A 14,354-nucleotide genomic window follows, 5' to 3' on the forward strand; every position below is an offset into this window, starting at 1 on the left:
TTATGGCCCCTTTTTTCCACCAGACGACGGCAATTTAAAAGAATTGAGTGCCCGTAGAAACGCTGTCTGCGCCCCGGTAATCCTCCCTGTCTACGTTTCGTTTAGACAAAATTGAGCTGAAATTACCGACACAGCAGTATTTTGAAAGATAACGGGTATAATGTATTGTTGTTGTGCATATTCTTCGTTGCAGAGGTTCGCGCGGCTAATGAGAGGCTTTACCCGCATCGGGTTAGGGTTGTCATTAGTCGCGAGGATGCAAAGAAGATCGGTTTCATCGGTCGGTACGCCAGAGGGTGTGCCACCATTTAATAAGAAAGGATAGAATTTTGCTTAATCCGATCGTTCGTAAGTTCCAGTACGGCCAACACACCGTCACGCTGGAAACCGGCATGATGGCGCGTCAGGCAACTGCCGCTGTTATGGTTAGCATGGATGACACCGCGGTATTCGTTACCGTTGTAGGTCAGAAAAAAGCGAAACCAGGCCAGGACTTCTTCCCGCTGACCGTTAACTATCAGGAGCGTACCTACGCTGCTGGTCGTATCCCAGGTAGCTTCTTCCGTCGTGAAGGCCGCCCAAGCGAAGGCGAAACCCTGATTGCGCGTCTGATTGACCGCCCGGTTCGTCCGCTGTTCCCAGAAGGCTTCGTTAACGAAGTTCAGGTTATTGCTACCGTTGTTTCCGTTAACCCTCAGGTTAACCCAGACATCGTTGCTATGATTGGCGCATCTGCTGCCCTGTCCCTGTCCGGTATTCCATTCAATGGTCCAATCGGTTCTGCTCGTGTTGGTTACATCAACGACCAGTACGTACTGAACCCGACTCAGGACGAGCTGAAAGAGAGCAAGCTGGATCTGGTTGTTGCCGGTACCGAAGCTGCCGTACTGATGGTTGAATCCGAAGCAGAACTGCTGAGCGAAGACCAGATGCTGGGTGCCGTGGTATTCGGTCACGAACAGCAGCAGGTTGTTATCAAAGAGATCAACGAGCTGGTTAAAGAAGCGGGCAAACCACGTTGGGATTGGCAGCCAGAAGCCGTCAACGAAGCGCTGAACGCGCGCGTTGCTGCGCTGGCAGAATCTCGCCTGAGCGACGCTTACCGCATCACCGACAAACAAGAGCGTTATGCTCAGGTTGACGTGATTAAATCTGAAACCATCGCTCAGCTGGTTGCAGAAGACGAAACCCTGGACGCTAACGAACTGGGTGAAATCCTGCACGCTATCGAGAAAAACGTTGTTCGTAGCCGCGTACTGGCAGGCGAGCCGCGTATCGATGGTCGCGAAAAAGACATGATCCGTGGTCTGGACGTACGTACTGGCGTTCTGCCACGTACTCACGGTTCCGCGCTGTTCACCCGTGGCGAAACTCAGGCGCTGGTGACTGCGACCCTGGGCACCACCCGTGATGCACAGAACCTCGACGAGCTGATGGGCGAGCGTACTGACAACTTCCTGTTCCACTATAACTTCCCTCCGTACTGCGTAGGTGAAACCGGTATGGTCGGTTCTCCTAAGCGTCGTGAGATTGGTCACGGTCGCCTGGCGAAACGCGGCGTGCTGGCAGTCATGCCAGAGCTGGACAAATTCCCGTACACCGTTCGTGTGGTTTCTGAAATCACCGAATCTAACGGTTCTTCTTCCATGGCTTCCGTATGTGGTGCTTCCCTGGCGCTGATGGACGCAGGCGTGCCTATCAAAGCTGCCGTTGCGGGTATCGCGATGGGTCTGGTGAAAGAAGGCGACAACTTTGTTGTTCTGTCTGACATCCTGGGCGACGAAGACCACCTGGGCGATATGGACTTCAAAGTGGCGGGTTCCCGCGACGGTATCTCTGCGCTGCAGATGGATATCAAAATTGAAGGTATCACCAAAGAGATCATGCAGGTTGCTCTGAACCAGGCTAAAGGTGCGCGTATGCACATCCTGGGCGTGATGGAACAGGCGATTAACGCGCCACGTGGCGACATTTCTCAGTTCGCTCCGCGTATCCACACCATCAAGATCAATCCAGACAAGATCAAAGACGTTATCGGTAAAGGCGGTTCTGTTATCCGTGCCCTGACCGAAGAAACCGGCACCACCATCGAAATCGAAGATGACGGTACCGTGAAGATCGCGGCGACCGACGGTGAAAAAGCGAAATTCGCTATCCGTCGTATCGAAGAGATCACTGCAGAAATCGAAGTAGGTCGTATCTACAACGGTAAAGTGACCCGTATCGTTGACTTTGGCGCGTTCGTTGCCATCGGTGGCGGTAAAGAAGGTCTGGTACACATCTCTCAGATCGCTGACAAGCGCGTTGAGAAAGTGACCGACTATCTGCAGATGAACCAGGAAGTACCGGTTAAGGTTCTGGAAGTTGACCGTCAGGGCCGTATCCGTCTGAGCATTAAAGAAGCAACCGAGCAGTCTCAGCCAGCCGCCGCAGCACCAGCTCCGGCAGCAGAGCAGGGCGAGTAAGGTTTGCCTTTGCCCTCCGCGTTTGCGGAGGGCACATTTAGCTGGCCGGATGCCTTGTTTGCAGGCGGGGGACAGGACGTTCATCCAATTGTTGTCTTCGGGAGTGGGAAATGAAGCCTTTTTTGCGCTGGTGTTTCGTTGCGACAGCACTCACGCTGGCAGGATGCAGCAACTCTGCCTGGCGTAAGAGTGAAGTCCTCGCAGTGCCATTGCAACCGACTTTACAGCAGGAAGTGATCCTGGCACGCATGGAACAAATTCTTGCCAGTCGGGCTTTAACCGATGACGAACGCGCACAGCTTTTATATGAGCGCGGAGTGTTGTATGATAGTCTCGGTCTGAGGGCATTAGCGCGTAACGATTTCTCGCAAGCGCTGGCAATCCGACCTGATATGCCTGAAGTATTCAACTACTTAGGCATTTATTTAACGCAGGCAGGCAATTTTGATGCTGCCTATGAAGCGTTTGATTCTGTACTTGAGCTTGATCCAACTTACAATTATGCGCACTTGAATCGCGGCATCGCGCTTTATTACGGTGGCCGTGCGAAGTTAGCGCAAGATGATCTGCTGGCGTTTTATCAAGACGATCCCAATGATCCTTTCCGCAGTCTGTGGCTTTATCTCGCTGAGCAGAAGCTCGATGAGAAGCAGGCGAAAGATGCGTTGAAGCAACGCTTCGACAAATCGGACAAAGAACAGTGGGGATGGAACATTGTCGAGTTCTACTTAGGCAACATTGACGAAAAAACGTTAATGGAACGCCTGAAGGCGGACGCAACGGATAACACCTCGCTCGCTGAGCATCTCAGTGAAACCAACTTCTATTTAGGTAAGTATTACCTAAGTCTTGGGGACAAGGACAGCGCTACGGCACTGTTCAAACTGGCGGTTGCCAACAACGTACACAACTACGTTGAGCACCGATACGCATTGTTGGAATTATCGCTCCTGGGCCAGGACCAAGATGACCTGGCAGAATCGGACCAGCAATAGCTGACGACTACATCAGCCCGTAATCTTTTTGATTGCCATCACCTTCGCGGGTGAGGGCGTTGTTGTTCGTTAATACACCTACTTTGAGCCGGTTCACACTTTTCAATGAAAATTGCAGATCAATTTCATGATGAGTTATGTAGACTGGCCGCCATTAATATTGAGGCACTTGTACTACATGGCTGAATTCGAAACCACTTTTGCAGATCTGGGCCTGAAGGCTCCTATCCTTGAAGCCCTTACCGATCTGGGTTACGAAAAACCATCTCCGATCCAGGCTGAGTGCATTCCGCACCTGCTGGGCGGTCGTGACGTTCTGGGTATGGCCCAGACAGGTAGTGGTAAAACCGCAGCGTTTTCCCTGCCACTGCTGAACAATCTCGATCCTGAGCTGAAAGCACCACAGATTCTGGTGCTGGCCCCGACCCGCGAACTGGCGGTTCAGGTGGCTGAAGCAATGACTGAGTTCTCTAAACATATGCGCGGCGTAAACGTGGTTGCCCTGTACGGCGGCCAGCGTTACGACGTGCAGTTACGCGCCCTGCGTCAAGGGCCACAGATTGTCGTCGGTACTCCAGGTCGTCTGCTTGACCACCTGAAGCGCGGTACCCTGGATCTCTCTAAACTGAGCGGTCTGGTACTGGACGAAGCTGATGAAATGCTGCGTATGGGCTTTATCGAAGACGTTGAAACCATCATGGCTCAGATTCCAGAAGGTCATCAGACCGCGCTGTTCTCTGCAACCATGCCGGAAGCTATCCGTCGTATTACCCGTCGCTTTATGAAAGATCCGCAGGAAGTACGCATTCAGTCCAGCGTAACGACCCGCCCGGACATCAGCCAGAGCTACTGGTCTGTGTACGGCATGCGCAAAAACGAAGCGCTGGTACGTTTCCTGGAAGCGGAAGATTTTGATGCGGCGATTATCTTCGTTCGTACCAAAAACGCGACCCTGGAAGTGGCTGAAGCCCTGGAACGTAGCGGCTACAACAGCGCCGCGCTGAACGGTGACATGAACCAGTCCCTGCGTGAGCAGACTCTGGATCGTCTGAAAGACGGTCGTCTGGACATCCTGATCGCAACCGACGTTGCGGCACGTGGTCTGGACGTTGAGCGTATCAGCCTGGTTGTTAACTACGATATCCCAATGGACTCCGAGTCTTACGTTCACCGTATCGGTCGTACCGGTCGTGCGGGTCGTGCTGGCCGTGCGCTGCTGTTCGTTGAGAACCGCGAGCGTCGTCTGCTGCGCAACATCGAACGTACTATGAAGCTGACCATTCCAGAAGTTGAACTGCCAAACGCAGATCTGCTGGGCAAACGCCGTCTGGAAAAATTCGCCGCGAAAGTACAGCAGCAGCTGGAAAGCAGCGATCTGGATCAGTACCGTGCACTGCTGGCGCAAATCCAGCCGACGGCTGAAGGCGAAGAGCTGGACGTTGAAACGCTGGCCGCTGCGCTGCTGAAAATGGCACAGGGCGAACGTTCTCTGATCGTTCCACCAGATGCGCCAATGCGTCCTAAGCGTGAGTTCCGTGACCGTGACGATCGTTTCGAACGTCGTGACCGTAACGACCGCAATGACCGTGGCCCTCGTGGCGACCGTGCAGAACGTGGTGGTGAAGATCGTCCTAAGCGCGAACGTCGTGACGTTGGCGATATGGAACTGTACCGCATTGAAGTGGGTCGTGATGACGGCGTTGAAGTTCGTCACATCGTTGGCGCTATCGCGAACGAAGGCGACATCAGCAGCCGTTACATCGGTAACATCAAGCTGTTCGGTACCCACTCTACCATCGAACTGCCAAAAGGCATGCCGGGCGAAGTACTGCAGCACTTTACTCGTACCCGCATCCTGAACAAGCCGATGAACATGCAGCTGATCGGCGACGCGCAGCCTCGTCCAGAGCGTAGCGGTCGTAGCTTCGGCGGTGAACGTCGTGAAGGTGGTCGTAGCTTCGGTGGCGAACGTCGTGAAGGCGGTCGCGGTTTCGGCGGTGAGCGTCGTGAAGGCGGTCGTGGTGATGGTCGTCGTTTCAGCGGTGAGCGTCGTGACGGTGGTAACCGTGCGCCGCGCCGTGATGATGCAGGCGCTGCTCCACGTCGTGATGACTCTACCGGTCGTCGTCGTTTCGGCGGTGACGCATAAGCCTCACGGTTTAAAAGCGTAAAGTAATATATACAGCCCCGATCGTCATGATTGGGGCTTTTTTTATTCCATTTGTACTCGTGTACTGGTACAGTGCGACACATTAAAATGCAGTAGCAAAATAATACACTGGAGAAAAGGCTGTATGGCGACACTAACCACCACCCAAACGTCACCTTCGCTGCTTGGCGGCGTGGTGATCATCGGCGGCACAATCATTGGTGCGGGAATGTTCTCTCTGCCGGTGGTCATGTCTGGGGCGTGGTTCTTCTGGTCGATGGCGGCGCTGGTGTTTACCTGGTTCTGCATGCTGCATTCGGGGTTGATGATCCTTGAAGCAAACCTCAACTACCGTATTGGTTCGAGCTTCGACACCATTACCAAAGATCTGCTGGGCAGGTGCTGGAACGTGGTGAACGGCATCTCTATTGCCTTCGTGCTCTACATTCTGACCTACGCCTATATCTCGGCGAGCGGCTCGATTCTGCATCACACCTTCGCTGAGATGTCGCTGAACGTCCCGCCTCGGGCCGCAGGCTTTGGCTTTGCGCTGCTGGTGGCGTTTGTGGTGTGGTTGAGCACCAAAGCGGTGAGCCGCATGACCGCTATCGTGCTGGGCGCCAAGGTGATTACCTTCTTCCTGACCTTTGGTAGCCTGATGGGGCACGTCACGCCTGCCACGCTGTTTAACGTGGCTGAGACTCACGCCAGCTATACGCCTTACCTGTTGATGACGCTGCCGTTCTGTCTCGCCTCGTTTGGCTATCACGGTAACGTACCGAGCCTGATGAAGTACTACGGCAAAGATCCTAAGACCATCGTGAAGTGCCTGGTGTACGGCACGCTGCTGGCGCTGGTGCTCTATACCGTGTGGTTGCTGGGGACGATGGGCAACATCCCGCGTCCGGAGTTTATCGGCATTGCGCAGAAGGGCGGTAATATTGATGTGCTGGTACAGGCGCTGAGCGGCGTGCTCAATAGCCGTAGCCTGGATCTGCTGCTGGTGGTGTTCTCAAACTTTGCGGTGGCGAGTTCATTTCTTGGGGTGACGTTGGGTCTGTTTGACTATCTGGCGGATCTGTTCAAATTTGATGACTCTGCGCTGGGTCGTTTCAAAACCGCGCTGCTGACCTTCCTGCCGCCGATTATCGGTGGCCTGCTGTGGCCGAACGGTTTCCTGTATGCCATTGGCTATGCTGGGCTGGCGGCGACCATCTGGGCTGCGATTGTCCCGGCTCTGCTGGCGCGTAAATCCCGTAAGCGCTTCGGTAGCCCGAAATTCCGTGTCTGGGGTGGTAAGCCGATGATTGCGTTGATTCTGGTCTTTGGTGTGGGTAACGCGCTGGTGCACGTGCTGTCGAGCTTTAATCTGCTGCCGGTTTATCAGTAAGGTATTCGCCCCCTCACCCTAACCCTCTCCCCACGGGGGAGAGGGAATCTTGCCCCCTCGCCCCTTTGGGGAGAGGAGGATCGCACCGCACTATCCCAACAATTCTTTCTTCACATCCATCGCCAACCCAAACGAATGCAGCCGCGCCTGATGATCGAAAATCTGGCCATTAACCATAATCTCATCCGCCTGCGTTTCCCGCAGAATTGACTCCAGCCCGTGGCGTACTTTGGCCTTATCACCCACCAGCGACATCCGTAGCGCCTGGTCAACGCCGTATTTCTCCGATGGCGTCCAGAAGTGCTCCATCTGCTGAATCGGCGGCGGCAGCTGCCCGGTCTCTCCACGACGCAGTTTCGTGAACGCTTGCTGCATAGAGGTAAAGAGGAATTCGGCATCGCGGTTGCTGTCGGCGGCGATGATATTGATGCATACCATCGCATACGGTTTTTCCAGCCGTGCCGACGGTTTGAAGTTGGTGCGATAGAGATGCAGCGCCTGGAACAACATGTCCGGGGCGAAGTGTGAGGCGAAAGCAAACGGCAGGCCGAGCTGTGCGGCAAGCTGCGCGCCGTACAGGCTGGAACCGAGCAGCCACACCGGGATCTTCTCGCCATAGCCCGGTACCGGGCGCACCTGCGGGTCAGGGTCGACCGCATCAAACCAGTCCACCAGCTCCGCGACGTCGCGCGGGAAGTTATCGATATCGCCGCTCATATGACGGCGCAGCGCGCGCATCGTTGGCTGATCGCTGCCCGGCGCACGGCCAAGACCCAAATCTATACGTCCTGGATAGAGCGTGTTGAGCGTACCGAACTGCTCGGCAATCACCAGCGGCGAGTGGTTAGGCAGCATCACGCCGCCGGAACCCAGATGCAGCGTGGTGGTGTGGGCGGCGAGGTAGCCAATCAGCACCGAGGTGGCCGCACTGGCGATACCCACCATATTGTGGTGTTCTGCCAGCCAATAGCGGTGGTAGCCGCGCTTTTCAGCGAGCTGTGCCAGAGAGAGCGAATGGGAGAAGGCTTCTCGTGCGGAGGAACCTTGAGGGATCGGCGCGAGATCGAGCACCGAGAATGCAACGGTTTTGTCAGTCATAAAGGCTCACTTTGCTACAGCATAGTCATCAGATTGAAGGTCTTGTTCCCGCCGGGCATCCCCGGCCAGAAAAGCTGCATCTTTAATAATGCATTAAAATCTGACCATTGTTGTTAACAAAGTGAGCGGTTTTATCAGGCCTGCAACTCCAGTCCGGCCAGACGCTTCCAGTAACCGTTGCAGTCGCTATTAGCGGTCAGCGGCAGTGGGGCAGCGCCGTTTTCGTTGGCGCGGAAGGCGTCGAGCATGGCGAAGGTCTCATTGCCCATCGGCGACAGGCGTACCATATCGACCAATCCGTGCATCGACGTCAGTTCGTTGCCGAGGTTATAAACGTAGCCGCTCATGGTCTGAATGCCATTCAGCACGAAGACCTGCTGATTCTCCTGCGACAGCATGCTGCGCCCGTTCGGGTACTTGATGCAGCAGGTCTCACACTCATCCTTTGGCTTATCTTCCGAACGCGCGGTAAAGCAGCGGGCGGAGTAGGCCAGCGGCAGATGGCCGTAGCTCAGCACTTCCACTTCAAACTTATCGCGGATGCCCAGCTCTTCACACTGATTGAGCAGGTTCACCAGCCAGTCGCGAGACAGCTCAACCGGCATGCACCAGCGCACCATGCCCTGCTTTTGCAGCAGGCGTAGGGTAACGGCGTTGTAGCAGTTCAGCGCGTGACCGGCGACAAACGGCAGCTTGCGCTCGGCGCACAGGTTCACCACCCCAAGGTCGCTGGCTTCAACCAGAAAATCACCGTTTTCCACGTAACGCTTAAGCTCGCCCAGTTCGGATGATGCCTGGACCAGCGCCAGCGTAGAGAGCACGACCTGTTTGCCGCTGCCGGCGAGGGATTTCGCCATATCCAGCCAGTCGCCGACTTTGGTCGCGCGGCGTTTGCTGCACACTGCTTCACCGAGGTAGATGGTATCGGCGCTGCTGTTAGCGGCCTGCTGGTAAAAATCTTCCAGCGTCTCTTTTGACCAGTAGTAAAGCACCGGTCCTAATGAATATTTCATTGCTGTTCCTACTGCCATTTACGGTGATAAGCGCCGAGGGTGGTCTGGGTGCCTTCTGACATCGAACCGAGCGTCTCCATCCACGCGGCCTGCGGGACGAAGTTTTGCGGGTCGGCCATGCAGCGGTCAATTGCCTGACGCCACACCTTCGCCACCTGGCTGACGTACGCTGGGCTACGCTGGCGGCCTTCGATTTTCACCGAGGCGATATTGGCGGCCAGCAACTCCGGCAGCAGCTCCAGGGTGTTGAGGCTGGTAGGCTCTTCCAGCGCGTGATAGCGCTCGCCATCGACCAGATAGCGCCCTTTGCACAGCGTCGGGTAGCCAGCGTTCTCGCCATCCTGATAGCGGTCGATCAGCACTTCGTTAAGGCGAGACTCCAGCCCCTGCGGGGTTTGCTGCCAGCGCACGTAGCGTGCAGGTGAGCAGGCGCCAACGGTGTTCGGCGACTCACCGGTCAGGTAAGATGAGAGATAGCAGCGGCCTTCGGCCATGATGCACAGGCTACCGAAGGCGAATACCTCCAGCGGCACCGGCGTAACGCGAGCGAGCTGCTTCACCTGGTGAATCGACAGTACGCGCGGCAGCACTACGCGGGCCAAGTCAAAGTTACGGTGGTAGAAATTAATCGCCTCTTCGTTGGTCGCTGATGCCTGAACGGAGACATGGCGCTCAATATGTGGGTAGCGCTCTGCGGCATACTCAAGCATGGCGAGGTCGGCGAGGATCAGCGCATCGGCGCCCAGTTGCGCAGCCATATCCACGGCGCGCTGCCAGCGGACGTAGCCGTCCGGGTGGGCAAAGGTGTTAATCGCGATGTGCAGCTTACGGCGATGCTGATGCACGAAGTTAACGGCTTCCTGCAGTTTCTTTTCGGTAAAATTAAGACCGGCGAAATGGCGGGCGTTGGTATCGTCCTTCAGCCCGATATACACCGCATCGGCTCCGTTTTCGATAGCCGCCTTTAGCGCCGGGAGGTTTCCGGCAGGGCAGAGCAACTCCATAATTCTTCCTGAGTTAGCGGCCCAGCAGGGCGCATTATTGTTAATGAATGAGGATTTTAGTTAACCTATCGCTAATCATTTTTGATTTGAGGCAGACAAAAGCGTATTGATGACGCCAATAATCCGCCTACCTCACGACATAATTGTTGATTTACGCCGCTATGTCGTTTAACTGATATGGCAAAATAACGGAACTATTGCATTCAGGGAGTAAAGCTTGTGTTGGATAAACTGCGTTCACGTCTGGTCCATGTTGCACCGACTCTGATGAGCGTTCCGGTGAAATTCACGCCGTTCGCGCTTAAACGGCAGGTCCTTCAGCAGGTGCTAAGCTGGCAGTTCCGCCAGGCGCTGGATGACGGAGAACTGGATTTTCTTGACGGCCGCTGGCTGAGTATTGAGGTGCGAGATATTGGCCTCACCTGGTTTACCTCCGTTGAGAACGGGCGCTTAATCGTTAGCGACACCGCTCAGGCGGACGTGAGCTTCAGCGCGGATGCCAGCGATCTGTTAATGATCGCCGCGCGCAAACAGGACCCGGATACGCTCTTCTTCCAGCGTCGGCTGGTGATTGAAGGGGATACGGAGCTGGGTCTTTATGTCAAAAACCTGATGGATGCCATTGAGCTTGAGCAGATGCCGAAAGCGCTGCGCATGATGCTGATGCAGCTGGCTGATTTCGTAGAGGCTGGCCTAAAATCACCATCAGAAACTAAACATACATCGGTAGGTGAGCCATGCTGATTCGAGTAGAAATAGGAATAGATGCGCCGGGCATCGACGCGCTGCTGCGTCGAACCTTCAAGCGTGACGGTGAAGCCAACCTGGTGCGCGAGCTGCGCGAAGATGGCTTGATCACGCTCGGGCTGGTAGCAACGGACGATGAAGGCCATGTTGTGGGTTACGTCGCGTTTAGCCCGGTCAGCATTGAAGGCGAAGAGTTACAGTGGGTGGGGCTGGCTCCGCTGGCGATTGACGAAGCCTACCGCGGTCAGGGGCTGGCGCGTCAACTGGTCTATGAAGGGCTGGATTCGCTCAATGAATTTGGCTACGCGGCGGTGGTGACGCTGGGTGAACCTGAACTCTACGGTCGATTTGGCTTTGAGCGTGCGGCACAGTACGATCTGCGCTGTCGTTGGCCGGGCACCGAAGAGGCGTTTATGGTACATCGTCTGGCGGACGATGCGCTGAACGGCGTTCACGGGCTGGTGGAGTATTCTGACCACTTCAATCGTGTTTAAGGCCGCTCAGTAACGTTTCGAATGAACCGTCACCGGCAACGAGGCGCTCTTTCTGGCGCTTCGTTAGCTGCTTAATGCGGTACTCCAGGCGCAGTGCCAGCGAGTGCTCGCCAACCTCACCGGAAAACGCCAGCCGCAGCTCGCCTTTGCCGCGCAACGCTTTCGCCCCTTTACCGCTTTGATGCTGGTGGAACCGTCGTTCAACATCGGTGGTGATACCGGTGTACAATTTGTCGTCCTCAGTACGGACGAGATAAAGAAACCAACGCACGTGTGGCAACCTGTCTATGTGGGTGAACGCACCATAGCATAACGGAGAGAACGGATGGAAACCCTCACTGCCATTAGCAAGTGGCTGGCAAAACAGCATGTCGTCAGCTGGTGCGTCGCAAAGGAAGGCGAGCTATGGTGCGCTAACGCGTTCTACGTTTACGACGCGCAGCGTGTCGCCTTTTACCTGCTCAGCGAAGAGACCACCCGCCATGGCCAGATGACGGGACAGCAGGCACCCGTCGCCGGGACGATCAATGGCCAGCCAAAGACCGTAGCGTTGATTCGCGGCGTGCAGTTTAAGGGCGAAATTCGCCTGCTGAGCGGTGACGAAGCCGATGAAAAACGCGCGCTCTACGTTAAACGTTTCCCCGTTGCCCGGATGCTCTCTGCGCCGGTGTGGGAACTGCGCCTTGATGAACTGAAGTTCACCGACAACACCCTCGGCTTCGGTAAGAAGCTGCATTGGCTGCGCGACTAAGCGTTAAGCGTCGGCAGTTCAATGATAAAGCGCGTGGCGACGGTATCTGACGTCACGCTAATCTTTCCATGATGCGCCCGGACGATCGACTTCACGATTGCCAGCCCAATTCCGCTGTTTTCCCCTTTCCGCTGCCGTGAAGGATCAACCCGGTAGAAGCGATCGAACAGGCGCGGCAAATGCTCCTCGGCAATCGGCGTGCCGGGATTTTCCACGCTGTAGATGACCCTTTCGTCATGCGCGCTCACCTGGACGGTCACCGACATCCCGCGCGGGGTGTAGCGGATGGCGTTGGAGAGCAGGTTGTTGATGACCCGGCGGATCATCAACGGATCGCCCATCACCAGCGACGGTTGCCCGACAAAGCGCAGCGCCACGTCGCGCTCTTCCGCCCAGGCTTCAAAAAACTCAAACACCTTCATGGTTTCCGTCTGCAGATCCAGTGGTACGCTCTCCGGCACCAGCAGGTTCTCATCCGCCTGCGCAAGAAACAGCATATCGCTGACCATTTTTGCCATCCGGTTGTACTCCTCAAGGCTGGAGTAAAGCACATCTTCCAGCTCTTTGACCGTCCGGGGATGGCTGAGCGCTATCTCGGTCTGGGTGACCAGATTGGTGATTGGCGTGCGCATCTCGTGGGCGATATCGGCGGAGAAGTTGGCCTGACGTCGGAACACATCCTCGATCCGGCCGATCATCTGGTTAAACGAGATAACCAGCTGTTCCAGCTCGATCGGCACGCGGGTGGGATCCAGCCGCACGTCGAGATTTTCCGAGGTGATATTTTTGATCTCCAGGCTGACGTCACGCAGCGGCTGGTGGCCTTTACGCACCGCGATCAGCACGATCACCACGATAAACAGGCTGATGACGGCGGCGATCATCATCAGGTTGCGTTTGAGCTCTTTGAGATAGTGCAGATGGAAGTCTATCGACAGCGCGGTCAGCAGCGTGTAGCGCTGGCTATCGCTCTGGATCGTGGAGGCGATAACCCGGTAGGTCGCCGTCGGCATGGCGCTGGCGTCGTGGCCTGCCATCGGCGGCATACTGCTGCCGACCCAGCGGAACATGCGCTGGGATTTCAACGCCTGGGAAAACTGGGGAGAGGCAAAGATCGGCGACAGATCCGGTCCGGTAGGGGAGCGATACAGCAGCGGATTGTTCTGGCTGCGCAGCAGCACGACGATATTGCGATAGCCCGCCAGTGCGCTCTGGATATTGGCAAGCTTCTCGGCCTCTGAGACATCTGGCGCCGTGAGCTGCGCATTAAGCGTCGCGTTCACCTGCTTAAGGTCATTCACATCCTGCTCGGCGAAGTGTTTTTCCACCGAATGCAGCATCATTCCGGTAAAGGCGGCAAACGCGAGAATGGTCGCCAGGCTGATAAAAAAGGTCAGACGGGTGGCAAGCGAGAACGGGCGGCGGTGCGCGTTAACCTTCATCGCGAACCTCAAGCACATAGCCGACGCCGCGTACGGTCTGAATCAGCTTCGGGGTAAAGTCGTTATCGATTTTGGCGCGCAGGCGCTTGATGGCGACGTCGATAGCGTTGGTGTCGCTGTCGAAATTCATGTCCCAGACCTGGGAGGCAATCAGCGAACGCGGTAACACCTCGCCCTGATGACGCAGGAAGAACTCCAGCAGCGTAAACTCTTTGCTGGTCAAGGTGATGCGCGTATCGCCGCGGGTCACCTTGCGGGAGACTCTGTCGAGCGTGAGGTCGGCAACCTGCAGTTGGCTCTCAACGATCACTGCCGCCCCACGGCGCAATAACGTTCTGACGCGCGCCAGCAGTTCGGCAAAAGCGAAGGGCTTCACCAGATAATCATCGGCGCCCAGTTCCAGCCCTTTCACCCGATGCTCAATGGTGCCGAGCGCGGTGAGCAGCAGGATTGGCATCCCTTTGTTGGCTGCGCGCAGCATGCGCACAATATCCCAGCCGTTGACGTCAGGCAGCATAATATCCAGCACAATCAGGTCGTAATCGGCGGTCATCGCCAGGTGATAACCGTTGAGGCCGTTGTCGGTGTGATCCACCACAAAGCCCGCTTCCGTCAACCCCTTTGCCAGGTATTCGCCCGTTTTGACCTCGTCTTCCACCACCAGAATTTTCATCTGCCCTCCATCGCCGCTGTGTGATGGAGCCATTCTAATGAGGAGTCGGCGAGGACGGAATACCTGATGGGGAGTTTCCTTAAACGGAAGAGAAGGCGAGCGCGCTGTCCGGATGTGGATATTGTTTCCATAT

General features: G+C 55.9%; 14 protein-coding genes. 8 read left to right on the plus strand and 6 right to left on the minus strand.

What is annotated here, in order from left to right; translation table 11 throughout:
• Positions 1-329 precede the first annotated feature (329 nt).
• From pnp to mtr, 5 genes are all read left to right on the plus strand, one after another.
• Positions 330-2,465, plus strand: a complete 2,136-nt coding sequence (pnp, locus tag HII27_RS10330; RefSeq protein WP_185667822.1) for a polyribonucleotide nucleotidyltransferase — start codon at positions 330-332, stop codon at positions 2,463-2,465.
• A gap of 110 nt (positions 2,466-2,575) precedes the next feature.
• Complete coding sequence (gene nlpI, locus HII27_RS10335; protein WP_185667823.1) at positions 2,576-3,460, plus strand: lipoprotein NlpI; 885 nt, start codon at positions 2,576-2,578, stop codon at positions 3,458-3,460.
• Between the two features lie 105 nt (positions 3,461-3,565).
• Complete coding sequence (gene yrbN / locus HII27_RS10340; RefSeq protein WP_100249910.1) at positions 3,566-3,646, plus strand: protein YrbN; 81 nt, start codon at positions 3,566-3,568, stop codon at positions 3,644-3,646.
• Positions 3,639-5,609 carry a DEAD/DEAH family ATP-dependent RNA helicase gene (locus HII27_RS10345; RefSeq protein ID WP_185667824.1) on the plus strand — a complete coding sequence of 657 codons (1,971 nt, stop codon included), beginning with the start codon at positions 3,639-3,641 and terminating at the stop codon, positions 5,607-5,609. Before yrbN ends, HII27_RS10345 begins: the two co-directional genes overlap by 8 nt.
• Before the next feature lie 145 nt (positions 5,610-5,754).
• Positions 5,755-6,999: a tryptophan permease gene (gene mtr / locus HII27_RS10350; protein ID WP_185667825.1), complete on the plus strand. Its 1,245-nt coding sequence runs from the start codon at positions 5,755-5,757 to the stop codon at positions 6,997-6,999.
• A gap of 90 nt (positions 7,000-7,089) precedes the next feature.
• On the opposite strand, the gene HII27_RS10355 is transcribed toward mtr, so the two are convergent.
• From HII27_RS10355 to ubiU, 3 genes are all read right to left on the minus strand, one after another.
• Positions 7,090-8,097 (minus strand): luciferase-like monooxygenase, encoded by a 1,008-nt coding sequence (locus HII27_RS10355; RefSeq protein ID WP_185667826.1) that lies wholly within the window; start codon positions 8,095-8,097, stop codon positions 7,090-7,092.
• Between the two features lie 134 nt (positions 8,098-8,231).
• Positions 8,232-9,110 (minus strand): U32 family peptidase, encoded by an 879-nt coding sequence (locus HII27_RS10360; RefSeq protein ID WP_185667827.1) that lies wholly within the window; start codon positions 9,108-9,110, stop codon positions 8,232-8,234.
• An 8-nt stretch (positions 9,111-9,118) separates the two neighbouring features.
• Positions 9,119-10,114: a ubiquinone anaerobic biosynthesis protein UbiU gene (ubiU, locus tag HII27_RS10365; RefSeq protein WP_185667828.1), complete on the minus strand. Its 996-nt coding sequence runs from the start codon at positions 10,112-10,114 to the stop codon at positions 9,119-9,121.
• Between the two features lie 219 nt (positions 10,115-10,333).
• Here ubiU and ubiT point away from each other — a divergent pair, with 219 nt between their 5' ends.
• Together ubiT and HII27_RS10375 are read left to right on the plus strand one after the other, a co-directional pair.
• The gene (ubiT, locus tag HII27_RS10370; RefSeq protein ID WP_185667829.1) at positions 10,334-10,858 is read left to right on the plus strand and encodes a ubiquinone anaerobic biosynthesis accessory factor UbiT; all 525 of its coding nucleotides are present in this window, start codon (positions 10,334-10,336) and stop codon (positions 10,856-10,858) included.
• The gene (locus HII27_RS10375; RefSeq protein WP_185667830.1) at positions 10,852-11,355 is read left to right on the plus strand and encodes a GNAT family N-acetyltransferase; all 504 of its coding nucleotides are present in this window, start codon (positions 10,852-10,854) and stop codon (positions 11,353-11,355) included. The genes ubiT and HII27_RS10375 overlap by 7 nt, the downstream gene beginning before the upstream one ends.
• On the opposite strand, the gene HII27_RS27130 is transcribed toward HII27_RS10375, so the two are convergent.
• Complete coding sequence (locus HII27_RS27130) at positions 11,342-11,626, minus strand: GIY-YIG nuclease family protein (protein ID WP_317983846.1); 285 nt, start codon at positions 11,624-11,626, stop codon at positions 11,342-11,344. The genes HII27_RS10375 and HII27_RS27130 overlap by 14 nt on opposite strands.
• 54 nt (positions 11,627-11,680) lie before the next feature.
• Between HII27_RS27130 and HII27_RS10385 the strand changes: the two genes are divergently transcribed.
• On the plus strand, positions 11,681-12,106 hold the full coding sequence (locus HII27_RS10385) for a YhbP family protein (RefSeq protein WP_185667832.1): 426 nt from the start codon (positions 11,681-11,683) through the stop codon (positions 12,104-12,106).
• Here the strand turns inward: HII27_RS10385 and HII27_RS10390 are convergent.
• Positions 12,103-13,548, minus strand: coding sequence for a Cu(+)/Ag(+) sensor histidine kinase (locus HII27_RS10390; RefSeq protein ID WP_185667833.1), 1,446 nt, complete (start codon positions 13,546-13,548; stop codon positions 12,103-12,105). The two genes, HII27_RS10385 and HII27_RS10390, sit on opposite strands and share 4 nt — an antisense overlap.
• Entirely contained in the window at positions 13,538-14,221 is a 684-nt protein-coding gene (locus HII27_RS10395; RefSeq protein WP_185667834.1) for a copper/silver response regulator transcription factor, read from the minus strand. Before HII27_RS10395 ends, HII27_RS10390 begins: the two co-directional genes overlap by 11 nt.
• Positions 14,222-14,354 lie beyond the last annotated feature (133 nt).

The sequence above is a fragment of the Kluyvera sichuanensis genome (assembly GCF_014218705.1).
Lineage (GTDB): Bacteria > Pseudomonadota > Gammaproteobacteria > Enterobacterales > Enterobacteriaceae > Kluyvera > Kluyvera sichuanensis.

What these genes read in the sequence shown, in the direction of transcription:
- HII27_RS10345 (WP_185667824.1), top strand. Translation starts at nt 3,639, where the DNA reads ATGGCTGAATTCGAAACCACTTTTGCAGATCTGGGCCTGAAGGCTCCT.
- HII27_RS10390 (WP_185667833.1), bottom strand. Translation starts at nt 13,548, where the DNA reads ATGAAGGTTAACGCGCACCGCCGCCCGTTCTCGCTTGCCACCCGTCTG.
- HII27_RS10360 (WP_185667827.1), bottom strand. Translation starts at nt 9,110, where the DNA reads ATGAAATATTCATTAGGACCGGTGCTTTACTACTGGTCAAAAGAGACG.
- HII27_RS10355 (WP_185667826.1), bottom strand. Translation starts at nt 8,097, where the DNA reads ATGACTGACAAAACCGTTGCATTCTCGGTGCTCGATCTCGCGCCGATC.
- HII27_RS10375 (WP_185667830.1), top strand. Translation starts at nt 10,852, where the DNA reads ATGCTGATTCGAGTAGAAATAGGAATAGATGCGCCGGGCATCGACGCG.
- nlpI (WP_185667823.1), top strand. Translation starts at nt 2,576, where the DNA reads ATGAAGCCTTTTTTGCGCTGGTGTTTCGTTGCGACAGCACTCACGCTG.
- ubiU (WP_185667828.1), bottom strand. Translation starts at nt 10,114, where the DNA reads ATGGAGTTGCTCTGCCCTGCCGGAAACCTCCCGGCGCTAAAGGCGGCT.
- mtr (WP_185667825.1), top strand. Translation starts at nt 5,755, where the DNA reads ATGGCGACACTAACCACCACCCAAACGTCACCTTCGCTGCTTGGCGGC.
- HII27_RS10395 (WP_185667834.1), bottom strand. Translation starts at nt 14,221, where the DNA reads ATGAAAATTCTGGTGGTGGAAGACGAGGTCAAAACGGGCGAATACCTG.
- HII27_RS10385 (WP_185667832.1), top strand. Translation starts at nt 11,681, where the DNA reads ATGGAAACCCTCACTGCCATTAGCAAGTGGCTGGCAAAACAGCATGTC.
- yrbN (WP_100249910.1), top strand. Translation starts at nt 3,566, where the DNA reads ATGAAAATTGCAGATCAATTTCATGATGAGTTATGTAGACTGGCCGCC.